The sequence below is a fragment of the Cellulomonas sp. P4_H4 genome (assembly GCF_056400865.1).
The window spans coordinates 1-20,148 of record NZ_JBFUKL010000005.1 but is presented as its reverse complement, the minus strand read 5'-3'; the positions used below and the strand labels follow the sequence as shown (position 1 = coordinate 20,148).

The 20,148-nt window shown below is 69.5% G+C and carries 15 protein-coding genes; 10 read left to right on the top strand and 5 right to left on the bottom strand.

What is annotated here, in order from left to right; translation table 11 throughout:
- Nucleotides 1-144: 144 nt before the first annotated feature.
- The 3 genes from AC1DPN_RS14595 to AC1DPN_RS14585 all read left to right on the top strand — a co-directional run bounded on the left by AC1DPN_RS14595 (nt 145) and on the right by AC1DPN_RS14585 (nt 6,646).
- The gene (locus AC1DPN_RS14595; RefSeq protein WP_477085491.1) at nt 145-3,702 is read left to right on the top strand and encodes a BTAD domain-containing putative transcriptional regulator; all 3,558 of its coding nucleotides are present in this window, start codon (nt 145-147) and stop codon (nt 3,700-3,702) included.
- Nucleotides 3,703-3,766: 64 nt separating this feature from the next.
- Nucleotides 3,767-5,182 (top strand): FAD-binding oxidoreductase, encoded by a 1,416-nt coding sequence (locus tag AC1DPN_RS14590; protein WP_477085490.1) that lies wholly within the window; start codon nt 3,767-3,769, stop codon nt 5,180-5,182.
- 90 nt (nt 5,183-5,272) lie between these two features.
- Nucleotides 5,273-6,646, top strand: coding sequence for an FAD-binding oxidoreductase (locus AC1DPN_RS14585; RefSeq protein ID WP_477085489.1), 1,374 nt, complete (start codon nt 5,273-5,275; stop codon nt 6,644-6,646).
- A gap of 131 nt (nt 6,647-6,777) precedes the next feature.
- Here the strand turns inward: AC1DPN_RS14585 and AC1DPN_RS14580 are convergent, their stop codons facing one another.
- Nucleotides 6,778-7,380 carry a hypothetical protein gene (locus tag AC1DPN_RS14580; RefSeq protein ID WP_477085488.1) on the bottom strand — a complete coding sequence of 201 codons (603 nt, stop codon included), beginning with the start codon at nt 7,378-7,380 and terminating at the stop codon, nt 6,778-6,780.
- A gap of 420 nt (nt 7,381-7,800) precedes the next feature.
- On the opposite strand from AC1DPN_RS14580, the gene AC1DPN_RS14575 reads away from it, so the two are divergent.
- The 3 genes from AC1DPN_RS14575 to AC1DPN_RS14565 all read left to right on the top strand — a co-directional run bounded on the left by AC1DPN_RS14575 (nt 7,801) and on the right by AC1DPN_RS14565 (nt 11,568).
- On the top strand, nt 7,801-8,604 hold the full coding sequence (locus AC1DPN_RS14575; RefSeq protein WP_477085487.1) for a trypsin-like serine protease: 804 nt from the start codon (nt 7,801-7,803) through the stop codon (nt 8,602-8,604).
- A 747-nt stretch (nt 8,605-9,351) separates the two neighbouring features.
- Nucleotides 9,352-9,825, top strand: coding sequence for a hypothetical protein (locus tag AC1DPN_RS14570; RefSeq protein WP_477085486.1), 474 nt, complete (start codon nt 9,352-9,354; stop codon nt 9,823-9,825).
- A gap of 516 nt (nt 9,826-10,341) precedes the next feature.
- The gene (locus AC1DPN_RS14565) at nt 10,342-11,568 is read left to right on the top strand and encodes an FAD-dependent monooxygenase (protein WP_477085485.1); all 1,227 of its coding nucleotides are present in this window, start codon (nt 10,342-10,344) and stop codon (nt 11,566-11,568) included.
- Nucleotides 11,569-11,709: 141 nt separating this feature from the next.
- Here the strand turns inward: AC1DPN_RS14565 and AC1DPN_RS14560 are convergent, their stop codons facing one another.
- Nucleotides 11,710-13,536 carry an AfsR/SARP family transcriptional regulator gene (locus tag AC1DPN_RS14560; protein ID WP_477085484.1) on the bottom strand — a complete coding sequence of 609 codons (1,827 nt, stop codon included), beginning with the start codon at nt 13,534-13,536 and terminating at the stop codon, nt 11,710-11,712.
- A gap of 114 nt (nt 13,537-13,650) precedes the next feature.
- Between AC1DPN_RS14560 and AC1DPN_RS14555 the strand changes: the two genes are divergently transcribed.
- On the top strand, nt 13,651-14,373 hold the full coding sequence (locus tag AC1DPN_RS14555; RefSeq protein WP_477085483.1) for a hypothetical protein: 723 nt from the start codon (nt 13,651-13,653) through the stop codon (nt 14,371-14,373).
- Nucleotides 14,374-14,588: 215 nt separating this feature from the next.
- On the opposite strand, the gene AC1DPN_RS14550 is transcribed toward AC1DPN_RS14555, so the two are convergent.
- From AC1DPN_RS14550 to AC1DPN_RS14540, 3 genes are all read right to left on the bottom strand, one after another.
- Nucleotides 14,589-15,620, bottom strand: coding sequence for an alpha/beta fold hydrolase (locus AC1DPN_RS14550; protein WP_477085482.1), 1,032 nt, complete (start codon nt 15,618-15,620; stop codon nt 14,589-14,591).
- Between the two features lie 46 nt (nt 15,621-15,666).
- The gene (locus tag AC1DPN_RS14545; RefSeq protein WP_477085481.1) at nt 15,667-16,206 is read right to left on the bottom strand and encodes a hotdog fold thioesterase; all 540 of its coding nucleotides are present in this window, start codon (nt 16,204-16,206) and stop codon (nt 15,667-15,669) included.
- Between the two features lie 207 nt (nt 16,207-16,413).
- Entirely contained in the window at nt 16,414-17,127 is a 714-nt protein-coding gene (locus AC1DPN_RS14540; protein ID WP_477085480.1) for a class I SAM-dependent methyltransferase, read from the bottom strand.
- A gap of 251 nt (nt 17,128-17,378) precedes the next feature.
- Here AC1DPN_RS14540 and AC1DPN_RS14535 point away from each other — a divergent pair, with 251 nt between their 5' ends.
- The 3 genes from AC1DPN_RS14535 to AC1DPN_RS14525 all read left to right on the top strand — a co-directional run.
- On the top strand, nt 17,379-17,924 hold the full coding sequence (locus tag AC1DPN_RS14535; RefSeq protein ID WP_477085479.1) for a DUF4231 domain-containing protein: 546 nt from the start codon (nt 17,379-17,381) through the stop codon (nt 17,922-17,924).
- Between the two features lie 509 nt (nt 17,925-18,433).
- Complete coding sequence (locus AC1DPN_RS14530) at nt 18,434-18,607, top strand: hypothetical protein (RefSeq protein ID WP_477085478.1); 174 nt, start codon at nt 18,434-18,436, stop codon at nt 18,605-18,607.
- A 2-nt stretch (nt 18,608-18,609) separates the two neighbouring features.
- Nucleotides 18,610-20,148, top strand: a 1,539-nt coding sequence (locus tag AC1DPN_RS14525) for a pentapeptide repeat-containing protein (RefSeq protein ID WP_477085477.1), incomplete at its 3' end; no start/stop codon positions are given.

Sequence of the window (20,148 nt, the reverse complement as noted above, 5' to 3'; positions counted from 1 at the left end):
TTCTCTCCTCGATCGGGTGGCGGGGTTGCCGTGTCCGACCGTGCCGCGGGACCCTTGAGCCGGTCCTGAGGACGGCTTGCGTCGTGCGCGGGGCCACGCCTGTTCGGGCAATCGCGTCCTCTTCTCCGAGACAGATTGGGCAGCGTGGCGGACCTCGGTACGACGGTTCGGCTCCGGGTGCTCGGCGAGGTGGCGGCCACACGCGACAACGCGGTCGTCGACCTCGGCGGGCGACGTCAGCGCGCCGTCCTCGCGGCGCTGGTCATCGCCCGCGACCAGGTGGTCTCCGACGACCGTCTCACCGCGTGCGTCTGGGGGGACAACGCACCTGCGAACCCGGCCGGCGCCCTCCAGGCGTACGTCAGCCACCTGCGACGGGCGCTCCAGCCTGACGCGGCAGCCCGCCAGCGCGACGGTGTCCTCGCCCGCGAGGCGGCCGGGTACGTCCTGCGGCTCGAGCCCGACGCGGTCGACGCGTGGTGCTTCGAGTCAGCGGTGGCGTCCGCGGCGGGCCTCGCACCGGCCGAGGCGGTGTGCACCCTGGACGACGCCCTCCGGCTGTGGCGCGGTCCGGCGTACGCCGACTACCTCGGCGAGCCCTGGGTCGAGGCGGAGACCCTGCGGCTGACCGAGCTGCACGCCGTGGCGCGCGAGCGGCGCCTGGAGACCCGGCTCGAGCTCGGCGACGCCGCGGTGGTCATCGGTGAGCTCGAAGCCCTGGTCGCCGAGGACCCGCTGCGGGAGGAGCGCTGGCGCCTGCTGGCGCTCGCCCTCTACCGGGCCCAGCGGCAGGCGGGTGCGCTGGCCGCGTTGCGGAGGGCGCGGGAGACGCTCGCCGAGGAGCTCGGCGTGGACCCGGGACCGGCGCTCCGCACGCTCGAGGCGGAGGTGCTCGCCCAGTCGCCGGCACTCGACGGACCGGCCCGGCGAGTGCCGGTGGACCTGGTGGTCGAGAAGACCCCCGCCCAGCCGGTCGCGCCGACCGACCTCGTCGACCGGGCCCGGGAGGTCGCAACCCTGCGGCGGATCGTCGACGAGCTGGTCGAGGGCCGAGCCGGGTGCGTGCTGGTGGAAGGCCAGGCCGGCATCGGCAAGTCGCGACTCCTCGTGGAGGCCGTGCGTCTGGCGACCTCGGCGCAGGTGCGCGTCCTGTCCGCCCGGGGCAGCCAGCTCGAGCGACCGTTCGGCTTCGGCGCCGTGCGCCAGCTCTTCGAACCCTGCACGAGCGACCCTTCGGTCCGCGGCACGCTCCTCGCCGGTGCCGCCTCCGTCGCGACGGCGGTCTTCGAGGACGTGGCCGGCGTCGACGCCACGGACAGCGGCAGCTTCGCCGTGCTGCACGGCCTCTACTGGCTCACCGTGAACCTCGCCGCCGCCGGGCCGCTGGTGATCTGCGTCGACGACATCCAGTGGTGCGACAGCGCGTCGCTGCGCTACCTCGCGTACCTCGTCAAGCGGCTCGAAGGCCTCCCGGTCCTCGTCGTTCTCGCCCTGCGGACGGGCGAGCAGCATCCCGACGACGCGCTGCTCGCGGACATCGCCCTGGACCCGTCGGTCACCGTGCTGCGGCCCGCTCCGCTGTCCACCGAGGCGGCCGCGACGCTCGTGCGGGACCGGCTCGGCGACGGGGCCGACGCGTTCGTCGAGGTCTGCCACCGCATGACCTCCGGCAACCCGCTGCTCCTGCGACAGCTGCTGCGCGCCCTGGCCGACGAGGGGGTCCGGCCCGACGTCTCCCACGTCGACACCGTGCGAGCGGTCGGCTCCCGCGCCGTCTCCTCGCTGGTGATGCTGCGCCTCCGTCGGATGCCACCCACGGTCACGGCCGCCGCGCGCGCCGTCGCGGTGCTGGGCGAGGCTGCGGACCTGCCCACCGTCGCGGCGCTCGCGCAGCAGCCCGAGGCCGAGATGGCCACCGCCCTGGACATCCTGAGCCGCAGCGAGATCCTCACGGACGACCGGCACCTGACCTTCGTCCACCCGCTGGTCCGCGACGCCGTCTACGACGACCTGCCCGTCGGCGAGCGGGCGCTGCACCACGACCGGGCAGCCCAGGTCCTTCTGGAGCAGGGCGCCACCCCGGAGCAGGTCGCGGTCCACGTGCTGCGGGCACCGCGCAGGGGCAGCGCCGCCACGGTCCAGCTGCTGCGTGCCGCGGCCGGCACGGCGATCTCGCGCGGCGCGTCGGACGCGGCTGCCGGACTCCTGCGGCGAGCCCTGGAAGAGCCGGTGTCGGGACCCGATCGCGCTCGCGTGCTCGTCGAGCTCGGGCGCGTCGAGGTCCACGTCGACGGACCCTCTGGCGCGGCCCACCTCGGCGACGCGTACGAGGCCCTCGACGAGCCCCGCGAGCGCGCCCGGCTGGCGATCGACATCGTCCGGACGCACGTCTTCGTCTCCCCGCCGGGCGTGGCCACGACGTTCGCACGAGCCGCGGCCGCAGACCTTCCGGACGAGCTCGACGACGAGCGGCAGGGCCTGATCGCGTTGCAGCGCATCGCGGGCTACATGCACGGCCTGCCCGCCGACTCCTACCGGGCGGGTCCGGTACCCGTCGTGTCCGGGGACGGCGACGGGGCACGCATGCTCGCCGCGACGCTGGCGTACGAGCTGCTGCGAGACGGCCGGGACCGGGCCGGGGCGGTGCAGCTGGCTCGCTTCGCCCTGGAGGGAGACCGACTCCTGGCGATCGACAGCGGGCTGCTCTGGATCGTGGCCGCAACTGTCCGGCTGATTGCCGACGACGAGCTCGGCGACTTCTGGGACCGCGCTCTGGTGCGGGCGCACGCGACGGGCGGCCTGTTCGCCGCCCTCTCCGTCAACCTGTGGCGCGGCTTCACCCAGTGGCGTCGCGGTCAGCTCGACGACGCCCTGCAGTCGCTGACCGACGCCGCCGAGCAGCAGCGCGTCTGGGGCATCTCCGGGGCCACCTCGACGTACGCGGCCGCGTTCACGCTCGGCGTCCTGACCGACCTCGGCGACCTCGACGCGGCCGCCGCGAGCCTGGACGAGAGCCACGCGCTGCCGTGGGTCGGCGACGGCGGCAGGCTGCTGCGGGACTCTGCAGCGCGGCTGCTCCTGGAGCGGGGCCGGCCTTCCGAAGCCTTGGTCGAGCTGACCGCCCCGATCACCTACTCCCCGGTGGCCAACCCCGCATGGGCTCCGTGGCGTGGGCTCCAGGCACAGGCGCTGGCCGCGCTCGGGCGCACCGAGGAGGCGGTCGCTCTGGCGCGGGAGGAGGTCGCGCTCCAGCGGCTGTGGGGGGCGCCGACCGCGCTCGGGCCGTCCCTGCGGGTGCTCGGCGAGCTTCGCGGCTCCGAGGGGACGGCCGACCTCCGCGAGGCCGTCGAGGTCCTTTCCGGGACGTGCGCGGTCCTGGAGGAGGCCCGTGCCCGGCTCGCCCTGGGACGTTCCGATGAAGTCTCCCCCGCGGAGGCCGTGGACCTCCTGCGGGCCGCGCACGCCACCGCCCGGGCCTGCGGGGCGCGCACGGTCGCGCGCGACGCGGCGGCCGCGCTCGCGCAGCGGGGAGAGAGCGTCACGGACGTCGACGGCGTACCCACCCGGATCACGAGCCGCCAGCGGAGGGTGATGGAGCTGGCCTCGACCGGGCTCGACGTCAACGAGGTCGCCCAACGGCTGTTCCTGACGCCCGGGACGGTGCGGGCCGTCCTCGAGTCCGCGCAGGGCTCCGCGCCATGACCCGGCTCAAGTGGTTCTCAAGTCGTCCTTGGCACGCTGGAGCGCCCCGATCATGAGGAATCCCATGCTCCCTGAGCCCGCGCCACTCGCCTCGTCCGGAGCTTCGTCTGGAGCTTCGTCTGGAGCTTCGTCTGGAGCCGAGCTGCTGCGCGGCCTGTGCGGGGGCGCGGTCCACCTGCCCGGGGATCCCGCGTACGACGAGTCCCGCCTGCCGTGGAACCTCCAGGCCGAGTCCTACCCCGCCGCCGTCGCCTATCCGGCCTTTGCTCCGGAGGTCTCGACGGTGCTGCGCGCGGCGGCGTCCGCGGGACTCAAGGTCGCACCGCAGGGCACCGGCCACGGCGCCCCACCGCTGTCCGGTCGCCTCGGTGACGCCGTCCTGCTGCGGACCTCGGCCATGACCGAGCTGCGCATCGACGCCGCGCGGCGCACTGCCCGGGTCGGCGCGGGCGTGCTCTGGGGAGACGTGGTCGAGCGAGCGGGCCGCGTGGACCTCGCGGCCCTGCACACATCCGGGCCGAGCGTCGGCGTGGTGGGCTCGTCGCTCGGAGGAGGACTGAGCTGGTACGCCCGACAGCACGGGCTGCAGTGCAGCGCGATCACCGCCGTCGAGCTGGTCCTCGCGGACGGCACGTTCGTGCGAGCGACCGACGACGTCGACAGCGACCTGCTGTGGGCGGCGCGCGGCGGGGGTGGCGGCTTCGGTGTGGTCACAGCGCTCGAGTTCGACCTGCTCCCGGTGAGCACGGTGTACGCCGGGATGCTGGCCTGGGACTGGGCCCACGCCCAGCGGGTGCTGACCGAGTGGGGTGCGTGGGCCGCGGAGGCGCCGGATAGCGTCACCAGCGTCGCCCGGCTCCTCCAGGCACCCGACGAGCCGTGGCTGCCGGCCGACGTCCGCGGCCGCCAGTACGTGATGATCGATGCCGTCGTGCTGGCGGGGTCCGAGGAAGCGACGCGGATGCTCGCCCCGTTGCGGGCGCTGCGCCCGGAGATCGACACGTTCGACGTACGCTCCGCGGCCTCCGTCGCCCACCTCCAGATCGACCCCGTCGCGCCGACGGCCGTGTACGCGAACAGCGTGCTGGTGGGCGGTCTTCCCGAGGGCGCCGTGGAGGCGCTGGTCGCCACGGCCGGCGAAGGATCGGGTTCGGACCTGCTCTTCGTCGAGCTGCGCCAGCTCGGCGGCGCGGTGTCGCGCCCAGCCCCGCGCGCCGGAGCGCTGGACCGCATGGACGGCTCGTTCCTGGTCCTCTGCGTGGGTCTCGACGAGGGCTCCGGCTGGCCCGCGGTGCGCGAGAACGCCTTCCGCGTCACACGGGCCCTCGAGCCGTGGGCCACTGGGTCGGCGTACCTGCTCATGGCTGATGCGGACGTGGACGAGCGGCGCGGCTGGCCGACCAGCTCGTGGCAGCGACTGGTCGACATCCGAGCGGCGGCCGACCCCGGCGGGCTGTTCCTGTCGCCCCACCCCGCCTGAGTCTTCCGGCTCAAGTCGGCGGCAAGGGCGGCTCAAGGCCCCGGGTCCACGGTGGTGCCACACCACCACGACGAAGCCCCGGAGGCAGTCATGACCATCGCCGATTACACCGCCGACCTTGAACGCAGCGTGCCGTTCGCCGAGCTGGACGCACGCACGCAAGGGACGGTCGCCACCCCCGGCGACGACGAGTACGACTCACTCGTCTCGCCGTGGAACGTGGCGATCCCCGTTCGTCCGGCAGCCGTTGTCGCCGCGGAGACGGACCAGGACGTCGTCGAGGCCGTGCGCTTCGCCGCGGAGCACGGGATGCGGGTGACACCGCAGGCCACCGGGCACGGCCCGATGGCCGACCTCCTCACGGAGCTGGTCGTCACGACCTCACGCCTCGACGAGGTCGTCGTCCACCCGGAGGGATGGGCCCGGGTCGGGGCCGGAGTGAAGTGGCTGCGCGTCGTCGAGGCCGCCGCACCCTACGGTCTGGCACCGCTGTCCGGGTCGATCACCGACGTCGGCATCGTCGGCTACACCACCGGCGGCGGCCTCGGGCCGATGGCGCGGACCTACGGGCTCGCGATCGACAAGGTGCGCGCCATCGAGCTCGTCACCGGCGACGGCGTCCTGCGCCGGGCCACCCCCACCGAGCACCCCGACCTGTTCTTCGCCCTGCGCGGCGGCAAGGGGATGCTCGGCATCGTCACCGCGATCGAGTTCGACCTGGTGCACCAGCCCATGTTTTACGGCGGCTCGCTGTGGTTCGACGGCACGGACGCGGCAACCGTCGTCTCGCGCTGGCGGGCGTGGTCCGACGCCCTCCCCGAGCTCGGCACCACGTCCTTCGCGCTGTTCCAGCTCCCCGAGATGCCCGGTGTCCCTCCACAGCTCGCAGGCAGGCTCACGCTGTCGGTGCGCTACGTGTGGACCGGCGACGCCGACGAGGGTGAGCGGCGCTTCGCCCCGATCCGTGCAGCGGCGCCCGTGCTGCTCGACGACGTGTCCTACAAGCCCTACACCGCGATCGACTCCGTGCACACCGACCCCCTGGACCCGGTGCCGGCGTACGAGGCGGCAGCCGTGCTGACGGACTTCCCGCGAGAGGCCGCCGAAGCGCTGCTCGCGCTGACAGGACCGGGGGTGCCGTCGCCGCAGGTGCTGGTCGAGGTGCGCCAGATGGGCGGGGCGATCTGCCGGGGTGGCGATCACCCGGCCGCGTTCGCCTCCCGCGACGTGGCGTACTCGCTCCTGATCGTCGGCATCGCCATGATCCCCGGCGTCCAGGACCACGCGGCCGCGATCCTGGAGGCCATGCGCCCATGGACCGGTGGCTACCGGCTGCCGAACTTCACGTTCACCCCCGAGGAGTACGTCGACGCCTACGACGAGGTGACGATCGCGCGCCTGCGCCGGGCGATCCGGAGCTACGACCCCGACGGGGTCATGGCCATCGGCGGCGTGCTGGGGTGACGCAGGAGCTCGTTGGTGGCCGTCCGATTGCCGCGCCGTTCCAGATCAGCTCCACGTCGCTGCGACTGCCGGCCCGCCAATCGTTCTGTGGGCTGCTCAAACCAGGCTCCGACGTGCAGGCGATGCACGCGTCAGGCGCGGCGGTCGGCGATGTCGAGGACGTGGTTGATGAGGTCCTCCGGCTGATCGACTACAGCGACAAAGCCGCTCGGAAACGGGCGGAGTGCATGTCCGACGTAGCCGAGGAACGGCTGAGAGTGCCCGGTCGCCTCGGCCTGCTGCTGAAAGAGAATGCCTTCGCGCGGCTCGTCGCCACGCGTGAAGTTGGTGATGACCAGGTCCCAGTCGTCGGAGTCGAGCTCCGCAAGCCCAGCCTGTGTGCTCACGGCGTTGACGACGGTCATCCCCGCGGCACGCAGGAACCCGCGTTCGGCCGCGTTCCCCAGTGGCTTGTCATCGACCCACAGCACCCGCATGCCCGTCGTGCGATCGGCGAGCCGCTGGGCGCGACTGCGAAGCCTCTCGGAGACGATCGCAGTAGTCGGCCGTTCCTTCGAGTCGCGCAACTCCCTTGCGGCAAACTCGAGCACCAACCCACCCACACCGAGCTTCGTGGTGCGCTCCATGAGCCCGCCGATCGCCCTCCAGTTAGCGATGACGATGACCACGATGAGACCGACAGCCAGCAAGGCAGCCGACGCACCGATCAGCGCGACCCAGACCTCCGTGGTCATTCCGGCCCCCCGTCTCGTACGTGCACCATGGCGTCGCTGCACCGGTCCGTCCATGGTGCGCCGTGTCGGAGTCGTTCTCACACCACAGCGCCACACGAGTCATCCCGTTGCGCGGTGGGTGGGAAGGACCAACAGCCGCCGGGTATGGCTACCGTCGCGATGTCGAGGAACCGTCGGCTCACTCTTCGGTCAATCCGGAATGCTCGAGCAGAAGTCTTCGTAGTTGGTCGAGATCTCCAGGTTCGTCGCCGAGGCCGCTCCGCGGCCCAGGAGCTCGATCTGGATCTCGCCGACACCCCGGAGCAACTCGCGCGCGCCCCACAGTGACCCCGCCAAGACCCGTATGGACTCGATCAAAGCCCGGGTGTCTAATGATGCGCATCGGACCGCGGCATCCACAGTGAAGCCAAGGAGGACTCGATGATGCGTCGACTCATACCGATGATCGCCTTGGCCTTCGTGGTCGCGAGCGCTGGCCCTGCATTAGCGATCACTTTCGGCGACCCCGACGGCGAACTGCACCCGAACGTCGGCGTCGTCGTAACAGACCGGAATGCCGCCAGCCCAGGACCGGACATCACCTGCTCGGGGACGCTGATCTCCGAAGACGTGTTCCTGACGGTGGCCCATTGCGTCGATGTCCTTGAGAGAGTCGGGCAGCCATACTGGGTGACGTTCGCCTCGACTTACGACGAGGACGCCTTTGCGCCAACCGGGCTCATTTCGGGAACCGCGATAAAGCACCCCCTCTGGGGTTCGGGCGGCCAGAACGACACCCACGACATCGCCGTCATACTGCTTGACAGCTCACCTGGCCTCACCCCCGCCGAGCTACCCACCGCCGGTCTCCTCGACCAGCTGAACGCGAGCGGGCACCTACGCGACCAGACCTTCACTACGGTCGGCTACGGCGCCGTGCGCACGGACAAGACCGGGGGCCCGCACGCAAACGAGGGCCGCGACGGGGTGCGCCGTTATGCACTGCAGAGCTTCCAGTCTCTCCGGCCGAACTTCCTCGAGTTGTCGCAGAACCCCTCCACCGGCGACGGGGGGGTCTGTGCCGGTGATTCCGGCGGACCGCACTTCCTAGGTGGCGTTGACAGCAACCTCGTGGTCTCGACCACGGTGCGCACCGACTCCTGGTGTCGTGCGACCAACCAGACCTACCGTCTGGACACTCAGTCAGCCCGAGACTTCCTAGCACCGTTCGTCTCTCTGCCCTGACCGCGCTGGGTCCACCTACCTCCCGGGGGCGGGACGGTCGATACCCCCGAACCAACCTGACCCGCTTCGCCGATGGACCGACTTGCGGGCGGCGGCTCCTGCATTGTGCCGCGGTTTCACTCCCTCGCCCATGAGGCGTGCCAGGTCGAGAATGCGGACACCACACGGATGTTGAGCGGTAGATGGGCGACACAGTGCTGTACCTGTCTATGTCGGCGGACCGGTTCATCGCGGGACCGAACGAGGCTCATCACAACGATCTCGGAAATGGCGGCGACCGACTTCACGAATGGGTGTCTCCTCCTGAGGGTGGAATGAGCACACAGATCGTCGATGAGCTCACATCCACCGGGGCGGTCGTCGCCGGCCGTGGCACGTTCGCCCCTCGGAAGGCTGGAACTGGACGTAGCGGGAATCGAAGGCGTTTCGGCGGGTACCGGCGGACGATGGCGAACGTCTGATCTGCATGTTCATGATCGCGGATTCGTGGGCCCCTACCCGATTCCAGCCGATCCGTTGCCATGGTCAACGACACACGACCTCGGTTCACGGCCGGTGAGCAGTGTGCGAGCTCGGCGCACGAGGCCGAAGACCAGGCCGATGGGACTGCCGCCCTCGCGTGCCGGCGAGTACCGTCGTGATCCCGGAGGTTACCCCCAGTTGGGCGTGTGGTGACCGGAGCAGAGAGCACCGTCGAGCCGCGCGCTCTCCCATGCTCGCGAACGCCGCTCCGAAGGGACCGTCCTCATGATCACCGCACGCATCCGCACACTTTGCGTAGCCACCGTCGCGCTCGCGACCGTCGGCGTCTTCGCCGCTCCGGCGCACGCTGCAGACGAGCTCTTCTTCCCCGCCGGCATGGCGTGCTCGTTCCCTCTTGCGACCAGCAGCACCGGCGCGTCTGTCAAGATCCACGACAACCCGACGTTCATGACCACTGGCCTGGGCGGGAACCTCACCCTTACCAACGTCAGCACAGGCACGACGATCACCCTGCCGTCCAAGGGTGTCGCCGACAGGTACACCGCGCTCCCGGGCGGGGCCACCCGGGTCGAGTCGATGGGCAGCCACGTCATCATCCTGTTCCCGACGGACGTGCCGGCCGGACCGACCACCACCTTGTACACCGGCCGGGTCGTCTACACAGTCGACGCACAGGGGAACTGGACCCTGGTCTCGACCTCCGGAACGGCGCGCGACCTCTGCGCCGAGCTCGGCTGAGCGGCCGGCAGTACCTGCCTCCGTCCGCGGGAGCGGACGAATGTCGTGATCGCCGCGGTCATCTCGTTGGCCGGCATGGCCGCCCTGCTTATGTGCATCCAGTCGCTCCAGCTCGTCGGCGGAGGCTTCGGTGGCCCTCGACGACGTCTGCTGTCCGACGACTCGTGGACAGGTCCTGCAAGTGCTGCTCCGCCGTTTCGGGCATCTCGCGCCGGTCGACAGGCGTGGCTCGGTCTGTTCCTGCTCACAGCCGGTCTCACCCGCCGAATCGCCTTCGATTCCCGTCTCTGACTGTGTCGGCGACCTGCGATCTGACGTCCCTTTGGGGGCCGGCGGACGACGGCAAACGTCTGATCTGCAGGTCCACGATCGCGGATCCGTCGGTCCCGACCCGATTCGGATCGATCCGTTGGCGTGGTCAACGGTCAACACGACCGCAGCGGCTCCCTTCGGGCCCGAACGCTGACGGCTCACGTGTGCGGCTCAGCACGCCCCGGGGCCGCTAACGTGGAAGGCATGCCCCGGCCTCCGCTGCGGGTCCTGATCTCGGGCGCGAGCGTCGCGGGCCCGACGGCGGCGTACTGGCTCAGTCGGCAGGGATTCGCCGTGACGGTCGTCGAGCGGATGCCGCTGGCCCGCGTACGGACTAGCGGGCACGCGGTGGACCTGTTCGGGCCGGCGATGGATGTAGCGGACTGGACAGGCGTGCTTCCCGCAGTGCTTGATGCCCGCACGCGTACCGAGATCATCTCGTTCCAGCGTGACGACGGCCGAGGTGTCGATGTTCAGCTGCGTCAGCTGGTCGCGGGAATCTCGGGCCAGCACGTCGAGATCATGCGCGGCGAGCTTGCCTCGATCCTGTACGAGGCGACTCGAAGCGACGTGGAGTACGTATTCGAGGACTCGATCCAGTCGATCTTCGACGAGCCCGACGCCGTCGCCGTGACGTTCGAGCACGCCCCCGCCGATCGGTTCGACCTCGTGATCGGAGCGGATGGGCTCCACTCCGTCGTCCGCCGGGCGGTCTTCGGGCAGGAAAGCCAGTTCCGCCGGTTCCTCGGCGGCTACCTGGCCTTCGCGGCAGTCCCGAACTACCTCGATCTGCGGGGCCGCATGGTGGTCTGGAACGCCCCGGGTCGGGTCGCTGCGATCTACCCGGTCCACGGGACCACGGCGGCCAGGGCAGGCTTCCTGTTCCGCCGCAGCGAGGAACTGCCACTCGAGCACCGCGACATCGAGGGGCAGAAGCAGTTTCTCCACGAGCTCTATGGACGCGACGGCTGGGAGGTTCCACGGTTGCTCTCCGAGATGGACTCCGCCGACGACTTCTACTTCGACTCGATCAGCCAGATCGTGATGGACCGGTGGACCAGGGGGCGGGTCACCCTGGTCGGTGACGCCGGCTACTCCCCCGGCCCGGCCGTCGGCGGCGGCACCAGCATCGCCATGGTCGGCGCCTACGTCCTGGCGCAAGAGCTCGCCCAGGCCGGCAGGAGCTACGGAGCAGGTCTGCGTGCATACGAGGACCGCATGCACGATCTCGCCACCAAGGCCCGCGAGATCGGGCCGTCGATCATGTCCACGCTGATCCCGCGGACCAGAGTCCAGGTCCGACTCATCCCGACACTGATCCGCCTCGTGACACGCATGCCGCCGTCCGTGCAGCGGCGCGTCATCCAGATGCAGGCGACACCCGCCCGAGCCCTCGACTCCATTCACCTCACCCGTGCGACGGCGGAGTAGCGCGAGCCGGGATGCGCGCATTCGTCGGTACGGTGAAAGCGCGCTGCACGGCGTCGAACACGTTCCTCGGCCCCACGAATGACGTGAGGGTGCGCGCCCTATCGCCCTCACTCGGATCGCTGGAACCCGCCGACCCTGCGGCTAGGCCGGGAAGGGTGCCGCCGGGAGATCGAGCTCGTCCATCCGGGCGGCGTAGCTGCGGTATTGACGTCGGGCCTCGCCGTGCCGGCCGGACTGCTCCAGCGACACGACCACGCCCAGGTGCGCGCCTTCGTCCCAGGGGTCCTTCGCGAGCAGCTGGAGGTAGTGCACGATCGCCGTGTCGTTGTGGCCGGTGCCCGCGGAGATTTCGGCGAGCGAACGAACGACGTCGACGTATCTCGCGCGCGCCTCGTCGCGGAGGTCGGCCGACCAGTCCTCGTAGAGGTCCTCCTCGAGGAAGTCGCCCGTGTACAGGGCGGCCGCAGCGGTGAGGGTGGCTGCCCCCTCGTCGGTGTTGCCCTGCCGGACGAGAGACACCCCGGCCGCAGCGCGGGTGAGGAAGTCCTCGACGTCGACGGCGACCCGCTCGAGTTCCAGGCGCATCGAGTCCCTGTCCGCGGCGATGTAGTAGTCGGCCGGGTGCGCCTTGTCCGGATCGAGCGCAGAGCGCACGGTCGCCAGCGCCACGGAAAGTCGGTTCCCCAGTTTCGCGGGGTCGTCGTCGGGCCACAACGCGTCGGCCAGCAGGATGCGTGGGGTCGCTCGACCTCGGCGGGCGACGAGGATCTTGAGCAGCGTCCGGGCCTTCTTCGACTGCCACGCGGTCGTTGGCAGGGGATGCCCGTCCCGGAACACCCTGAAGGCACCCAGGCAGCGCAGAGCGAGGCCCGCTTCCGCCTCGCGTGGCGACGGAGCGCCGTACGCCAGCCTCCGGCCGAGGCGTCGCGCCCACCTCAGGACGGGCTGGAAGGCCAGCGCGATGAGCCCGGTCGCGAGGGCGACCAGGACGACGTTCGATCCCGTTCGGTCGCCCACCAGCGCACCGACACCGACGACGGCGGCCGCGTAGACGAGGACGGCGAAGCCGCCGACCGCGGCGACGATCACGGTGCCGTCGATGACGACCTCGATGTCGTACAGGCGATGCCGCAGGATCGCGGTCCCGATCGCGATCGGGATCCCCGCCAGCGGAACCAGGTAGCAGAGCCCGTAGAGGGAGCTCGGGACGCCGAGGCCCTGGAGCAGGTCGCCGAGCAGCAGCCCGCCGAGAAGGATGGACGCCGCATAGGCCAACCAGCGGAGCTGTTGGCGTTGCTCGCCGTCGGCACCCCTGAACCGCAGGAGGAAGGCGATCAAGGCCGCGCACAGGAGGAACGGTCCAGCAACGGCTCCGGCCACGCTTCCCAGCGCGGACAGGAACGCGTCGGCGGCCAGGATCCCCAGCGGGTTGTCGAGGTCCGACATCGACCCGCTCATCGGCCCCGGGCGAAAGGCCTCTGAGGCGAAGCCGGCCACGGCGAGGGCGAGTCCGAGCCCGACAACAGGGCGCCAGCGGCGCGAGGCGAGGCGTCCCGTCGGGAAGATGAACAGGATGTACGACGTGACGACGACGACCGGTATCCACGCGGAGTCCCCTACCCAGGCGACCGCGGCGCCGCCAGAGAGCCGGCCTGGTTCGGCGTACACCGCGTAGTGCGCGTAGCCGATCGAGAAGCAGACGAGCTGGAACAGGATTCCCTGGGTCAGCAGGAGCCAGCCGATGGGGTTGCGGGGCTCGTGGGAGGCGACGACGGCACCCACCACCGCGTAGGTCAGGAGTGTGAGGAAGAGCAGGACATCCGTGCCGCCCAGGTCGGGACCGCGACTCGAGGATCCCGCTGCGCTCAGGGCGACACCGAGAGCGAAGAGTGCGATGGCGACCGCGGCCAGCCCCCATGCGACGAGCCGGGTGCCACGCCGGGTGACAAGCCCCTCTCGACCTCTCATGGACTCGGATCCTCTGCTGCGTGGTCCCGGATCAAGCGTGGTCAGGGCGGCTTTAAGGCCACCCAAACGGTTCTCGGCAGGGTCGAGGTGTTACTCGACACGAAAGGAAACTCCATGAATCACCATCACGAAGGCCGCGACCTCAGCCTCCTCCGGTTCGGCGCCGCATGCGGCGTCCTGGGGGTTCTCGCGGCCGTCACTCAGTCGGCCATCGACCCGCACTACTCCGATGACCCGGGGGTGGCGATCCGGCAGGCCTCGCTGAGCCACTTCCTGACGTTCTCACGCGTGCTCGACCTGACGGCCTTTCTCCTCATGCTGATCGGCGTCACCACGATCACTCGCGTGCTGTCGTCCGGATCAGGGGCGGCCTGGGCGCGAGTGGCCCAGACCCTGTTCATCGTTGCCGCCGCGGCCGGCGGGATCGCGACGATGATCGTCGGCTCGTTCCCGGACATCGCGGACTCGTGGGCGGAGGCGACGCCCGCTCTCCAGCCGGGTTACGTCGCGGTCTACGACGCCCTGGGCAACGTCAGTGGCGGAGTGTTCGCCGTGTCGTGGACCGCGCTCGGCCTCTTCGGGATCGCCTACGCGGGGGCGGTCCGGCACAGCGACGTCTTCTCCCGGAAGCTGCGTTGGGTCGCTGCCGCGAGCGGGATCTCGCTGATCAGCGCCATGGTCGTCGGCATCGGGTTCCAGGTGCCCGTCGCCTTCGCGCTGCTGATCCTCGGGCTCTTGCTCTCCTACGTGGTGATCGTCGCCTCGAGCGTGACCGTGTGGCGGATCGCGCACGCATCCGGACGGGAGGTGCCGATCGGCGCGTCGGTCGCCGCGTAAGCCGTCGCCGGTGGCCAGGGTCCGTGAACGGAGCCTGGCCACCGCCCAGGTTGGCGAGCTGGCTGGGATGGGATGCGAACACGACACGACCCGTCGCCGGGAGCGAAATCCCGAACTGGTGATCGGGCCCCGCCTTTGGTGGCGGCTCCCGGACGTTGTCGACGGACTCTCCGGTTCCGAGCACACCCTCGCGCATCTGCGGGCGTGGAACTACGTCACTTCTGCGTATCGCGAGCGACGTACCAGGCAGCCACCTGGGAACGCGACCTGAACCCGAGGCGCAACCGGATGCGCTCCACATGCGACTCGGCCGACCTCTCGGTGATCCCGAGGCGCGTCGCCAGCTCGCGGTTCGTGAGGCCGTCGGCCACGAGCGCAGCGACCTCCGTCTGGCGAGGGGTGAGGCCGGTCGGCACAGCCCGCCGCAGCCGGGGAAGGCCCAAGAAACGCCGCACCTGCTCGACCACCTCCCCCGCATCGCCGAAGGCCGGCAGGTGCGACCGGCCCTCGAGCTCCACCAGCTCAGCGCCCGGAATCCCGTCAGCGAGCGTCCTGCCCTCCGCGGCCGGCGCCGCACGGTCTCCCCGCCGGTGCAGCACCAGCGTCGGTACGGAGATCCCCGCAAGGGCGGGATGCACGTCCAGGTCGTAGGCAAGGCGGAGGAGGGCGACCGCCGTATCGGTCGAGGAGGCCGCGCGCTGGTACTGGGCCAGCGCCCGACGGGTCCCCGCATCCGCGTCAGGAGCGAAGATCTCGGTGAGCAGGTCGGAGCCCAACCCCCAGTGGGTTGCGACCAGACCGAGCACATGCCGCCTGCTGTCGTCGTCCCCCAATGCGGCGCCGGTGGCCCAGCCACCGAAGAGGACGAGCCTCGAGACCGTCTCGGGTCGTTCCGAGGCCCACTGCGCCGCCACCGGCGCTCCCAGCGACCAGCCGAACAGGTCGAACTGCGTCGCACCGAGGGCCTGCGTCACCGAACGGATCGTGGCCAGCTCCAGCGCCATCGTCCGAGGTCCCTCGTAGGGATCCGAGAGACCACAGCCTGGGCGGTCGTAGCGCACCACCGTCCTGCCTGATGACAGCGCCTCGTAGAACATGCGCTCGGCCGGGATCGACCAGTCGAGCTCGAGGTGGCTCAGCCAGCCCGGCACCACCACCAGCAGCGGACCGGTGCCGGTCTGCGCATAGGCGACCTTCGCGCCGTCCTCCAGGTGCGCCGTCCCCCAGCGCTGCTCACGCACAGCCACGACACCAGTGAACAGCAACGCTGGTCCGGCCCCGTCGGGGCCAACATCAGGGTGCGCCGATCACCGCCATCGTGCACCGCGCGATGCACGCGAGTTTGTCGTTGCCGTCGACGATCCGGACTTCCCAGACCTGGCTGCGACGGCCCAACGAGATCGGCCGTGCAGTGCCGGTGACCCAGCCGGAGCTCACCGGTCGCAGATGGTTGGCGTTGATCTCCATACCGACGCACGCCTTGCCAGGTTCGGCGACGAACGTCGCAGCGCAGCTCACCAGGGTCTCGGCGAGCAACACCGAGGCGCCGCCGTGCAGGATCCCGAACGGCTGGCGCGTGCGGCTGTCGACCGGCATCCGACCGATTAGGTAGTCCGCGCCGACGTCGGTGAACTCGATGCCGAGGTGACTTATCGCAGAACGTGCACTCATCGCGTTTGCCTGGTCCAGGTCGGGACTGCCGTGCCAGATCGCAGCGTTCATCAGGGTGGCGCCTGTCGGCAGTCCGCGGACTGTCGGCGTCGCGTGGCCGGCGTGCTTTCCGTCCAGGCGTTCGGGGGAATGGTCGAGGACTGGTTCAGAGGTTCGGGTCATGCGCTCCATGGTTCCGACTCGACCGGCACCGACGCAGCCGTGGATCTACCTCACTTGGCAAGGACGTTGAGCCGCGCACGGTCGCGCACCGGCACCGAGTCTGGCTCGTCAGGACTTCAGCGGCCTACAGCGGTCCTACAGCAGCCGAGATCACGGCTGTGCCATCCACTACCGCACCACCAGGCCCGGCTATCTGGGCGCGCCCGATCATCGTTCGAACCCGACCACATCCCAGACCAGACCGTGATGACGAGAGCGAGGGGTCAGCCCCTGAGCTGTCAGGACGTCCACCATCGCCGCGGGCGAATGGACGAAGGCGCGGAAGTCGTTGCGCCGCAGTCGTCGCAACGCGTTCTCACATCGCATTGCCGCACGAGTCATCGGGTTGCCCGGTGGGTGGGACAAGACCAACAGCCGCCGGGTATGACTACCTGCAGCCGCGAGCAGCCGTTCGTAGTCCGGGTAGCAGCACACCACGCGGTTAAGCACGACCACGTCGGCCGGCTCGACGTCGTCTGGGGCCGTCGCGATGTCGAGGAACCGGCGGCTCACTCGTCCGGTCAGTCCGGAGTGCTCGAGCAGAAGTCGAGCCTCGTCTTCGTAGTTGGTCGAGATCTCCAGGTTTGTCGCCGAGGCCGCTCCGCGGCGTAGGAGCTCGATCTGGATCTGGCCGACGCCCCCGCCGATCTCCAGGACCGTGGCGCCCTCGATGCCGCGCTCGGTGAGAAACCCGACCAGCCGCTCCTCGACGCGGGTCAGGCCGCGCTCGCGGAACCGCTGCGCCATCTGGCGCGCGAACCGGTCGGTGAACGTGGCCTGATAGTCGTCTCGACCGCAGCAATCGTCCACTTGGAAAGTATCGGGCTGTCCGGTGTGACAACGCCATCGTCGTGGTGTCGTCGTAGACGACGAGGCGGTCACTGCGTGATCCTTCGAGTGCACCTCACACAGCGGCTCGGTGTCGGCGAGCTTGCCGTCGAGGTCACAGCGGAACCCGTGACCTAGCCGCCCCGGTGGGGCCGACAGGCGGCGGAGGCCATCCAGTCTGCACCGCCGATCGCTGGCACCACGGGCGCGGATACTCAGGCGGCCGCAGCTCTTGCTGCCTGTACAACTAGTCGTCTAGCTGGCGCGCACTCCCGGGCGGGATGATTCAGCGCCATGCTTGCTCCGTGGCCGAGACACCAAGTCAGACTGAAGAGGTCAGCAACGAAGCGGCGACCCCGCGATCGTGGACACGCTTAACTGACACCCTGCCTCCGCCGCCCGCCCCCGACGACACCGACCTGCTCTGGCGCCAGTTCTGCGCGTACCTCGCGTGGTACGAGCACGCGGCCAAGCGAGCCCGTATCAGTTACAGGTCCGGCCGACTCCTCGCGGTCGTGGTCGGATCTGCCGTTACGGTGCTCGCTGCTTCTGGCGCACCGGGTGTGCTCACGGCGTCGCTCGCGGCCGTGGTCGTGGTCCTCGAAGGTTCACAGCAGCTGTTCCAGTTTCAGCCAAGCTGGATCCGGTATCGCGGTGCGGCCGAGACTCTCCGTCGAAACGGTCACCAGTACGCTGCGCGAGTTCCGCCATACGACACAAGTGACCGTCGCTGGAAGCTCGCCGAACTGCTCGACGCCACGATCAGCGCCGAGGGCCGTGCGTGGACCCAAGCCGCTCGTCGACCCACTAACAAGCCACCGATCGGCGAGCACACGACGTCCACAGGATAGATGCGTCTGCCCCGAGTTCGATTTGACTCGGTGCCCGCGATGGCGGGAATCGAATGCGCCAGGTGCCGTTTGAAACCGTTGGCTTGGAGCTGCTACCTGCGGGTTCACCCTCGACCGGTTTGGGCGAACCTGGTCGATTCGGGCTCGTGAGTTGACGGAGTCAACACTGCCCGCTACCCCCGTTTCGGCGGCTCCGAAAAGCGTTTCGGCGGGCAGCAAATCAGTTGCTCCAGCCACTGCACGAAATCCCGGAGTAGTGATCCGGTCCCGCGTCCGGGGCGCTCGCCTGACGTGGCTCGACCGAGTCCTTGGGTTTCCAAGAATAGCCAAGCGGCGGATGGGCGCTCGAGCGTCGCGAACGGACAGTGGGCGCGAGGGCCAGACCCGACGACGTGGCTTGCAGAGTGTGCGCCATGCCACCCGAGGACTGCTTCTCCGACCTGCTTGACGCCGAGGACCTCCTGCCTCAAACTGGAAAACTTTGCTCGTCCCAGTCGAAAGGAACGACCATGGCAAAGGACAGCAGTCGAGGCGGCCACAGCAAGAGCAGCAACTCATCCACGGGCGTCAGCGCCGCGCGCCTTCACCAGAAGTCCGGCTCCAGCAACTCGTTCGGCGGATACACGAAGGTCAACAGAGGCAACGGGAACTTCACCATGAAGAAGGCGGGCGGAGAGAAGTAGCCATGGCGCTAGATGATCCGAGCATTGCGACGGCCCTCCGTCTGCCAAACTTGGCCCCGCAAGTGTCCACGGTCGCCCCGCCAGACGGTGCTGGCCAGTCCTGGCAGGGGGGAGCCGTGATGTCAGCAAACGAAGTACTGGTCGCGTCGGGCCTGCGCGTATTGCGCGGACCGCTGTCACTGTTCGTTTGCCAGGGCATCGTGAAGGAGTACGGCGAGTCCTGGTGGACAGAGGGTGTCCTTGAGCCGCTCGAGACGGAGCGGACCCCGACCACCGAGGACGTGCGTCGGTACCGCAAGTTGCCTGAGTCCGGGACCGTCGAGGAATGCGCGGCCGCGTTCGACATCAGCCTCTGCCTCACCCTCGTGACCAAACATTGGTACCGGATATTCGGTCCAATGCTCGGCAAAGACCACCGGGGTTGGGCATTCGAGCTCCTCGGCGTCAGGAACCAAAACAAGCACATTGCCGGTGGCGACCACGCAAGCGACTTCGCTTGGCGGGCCCTCGACACGATGTATCGCTTGGTCGAGTCGATCGACAGCGAAGCTGCCGCCGAATTGTTGGCTCTTCGGTCCTCGGTCGACCTCTCTGCCTACGGGCACGCCGCAATTGCCCCGACTGCCGAGACCCCGCAGATCGCAGGCGATCCCACCCCAGCACCTGCCGTTGACGCCGAGCCTGGACCGCCAGCCTCGGCTGACGAGGACCTGGAGGCGACACTCGCTGCGGTGGGCCCCGACTTCTCCGGAGCAGACCTGCGGAAGATGAACTTCGCCGGCGCGAACCTCGAAGGCGCCGACTTCACCGACGCCAACCTGACCGACGCGAACCTCGAAGGCGCCACCCTCAGGGGAGCAATCTTCACCAACACGAAGCTCGGCAACGCCACCCTCATAGACACCGACCTCAGAAACGCGCACTTCGAGGGAACGACCCTGTCCGACACCCGTGACGAAGGACCCCCAGCCCTAACAATCATGGCCACCCGAGGAGCGAACTTCGCTGGCGCGACCCTCGATGGCGCCACCCTGAACTTCGCCGGAGCCGATCTGCGGAAGGTCACCCTAGCCGGCGCGAACCTCGAAGGCGCCGACTTCACCGACGCCAACCTCACCGACGCGAACCTCGAAGGCGCCACCCTCAGGGGAGCAATCTTCACCAACACGAAGCTCGGCAACGCCACCCTCATAGACACCGACCTCAGAAACGCGCACTTCGAGGGAACGACCCTTTCCGACACCCGCGACGAAGGACCCCCAGCCCTAACAATCATGGCCACCCGAGGAGCGAACTTTGCTGGCGCGACCCTCGATGGCGCCACCCTGAACTTCGCCGGAGCCGATCTGCGGAAGGTCACCCTCGCCGGCGCGAACCTCGAAGGCGCCGACTTCACCGACGCCAACCTCACCGACGCGAACCTCGAAGGCGCCACCCTCAGGGGAGCAATCTTCACCAACACGAAGCTCGGCAACGCCACCCTCATAGACACCGACCTCAGAAACGCGCACTTCGAGGGAACGACCCTGTCCGACACCACC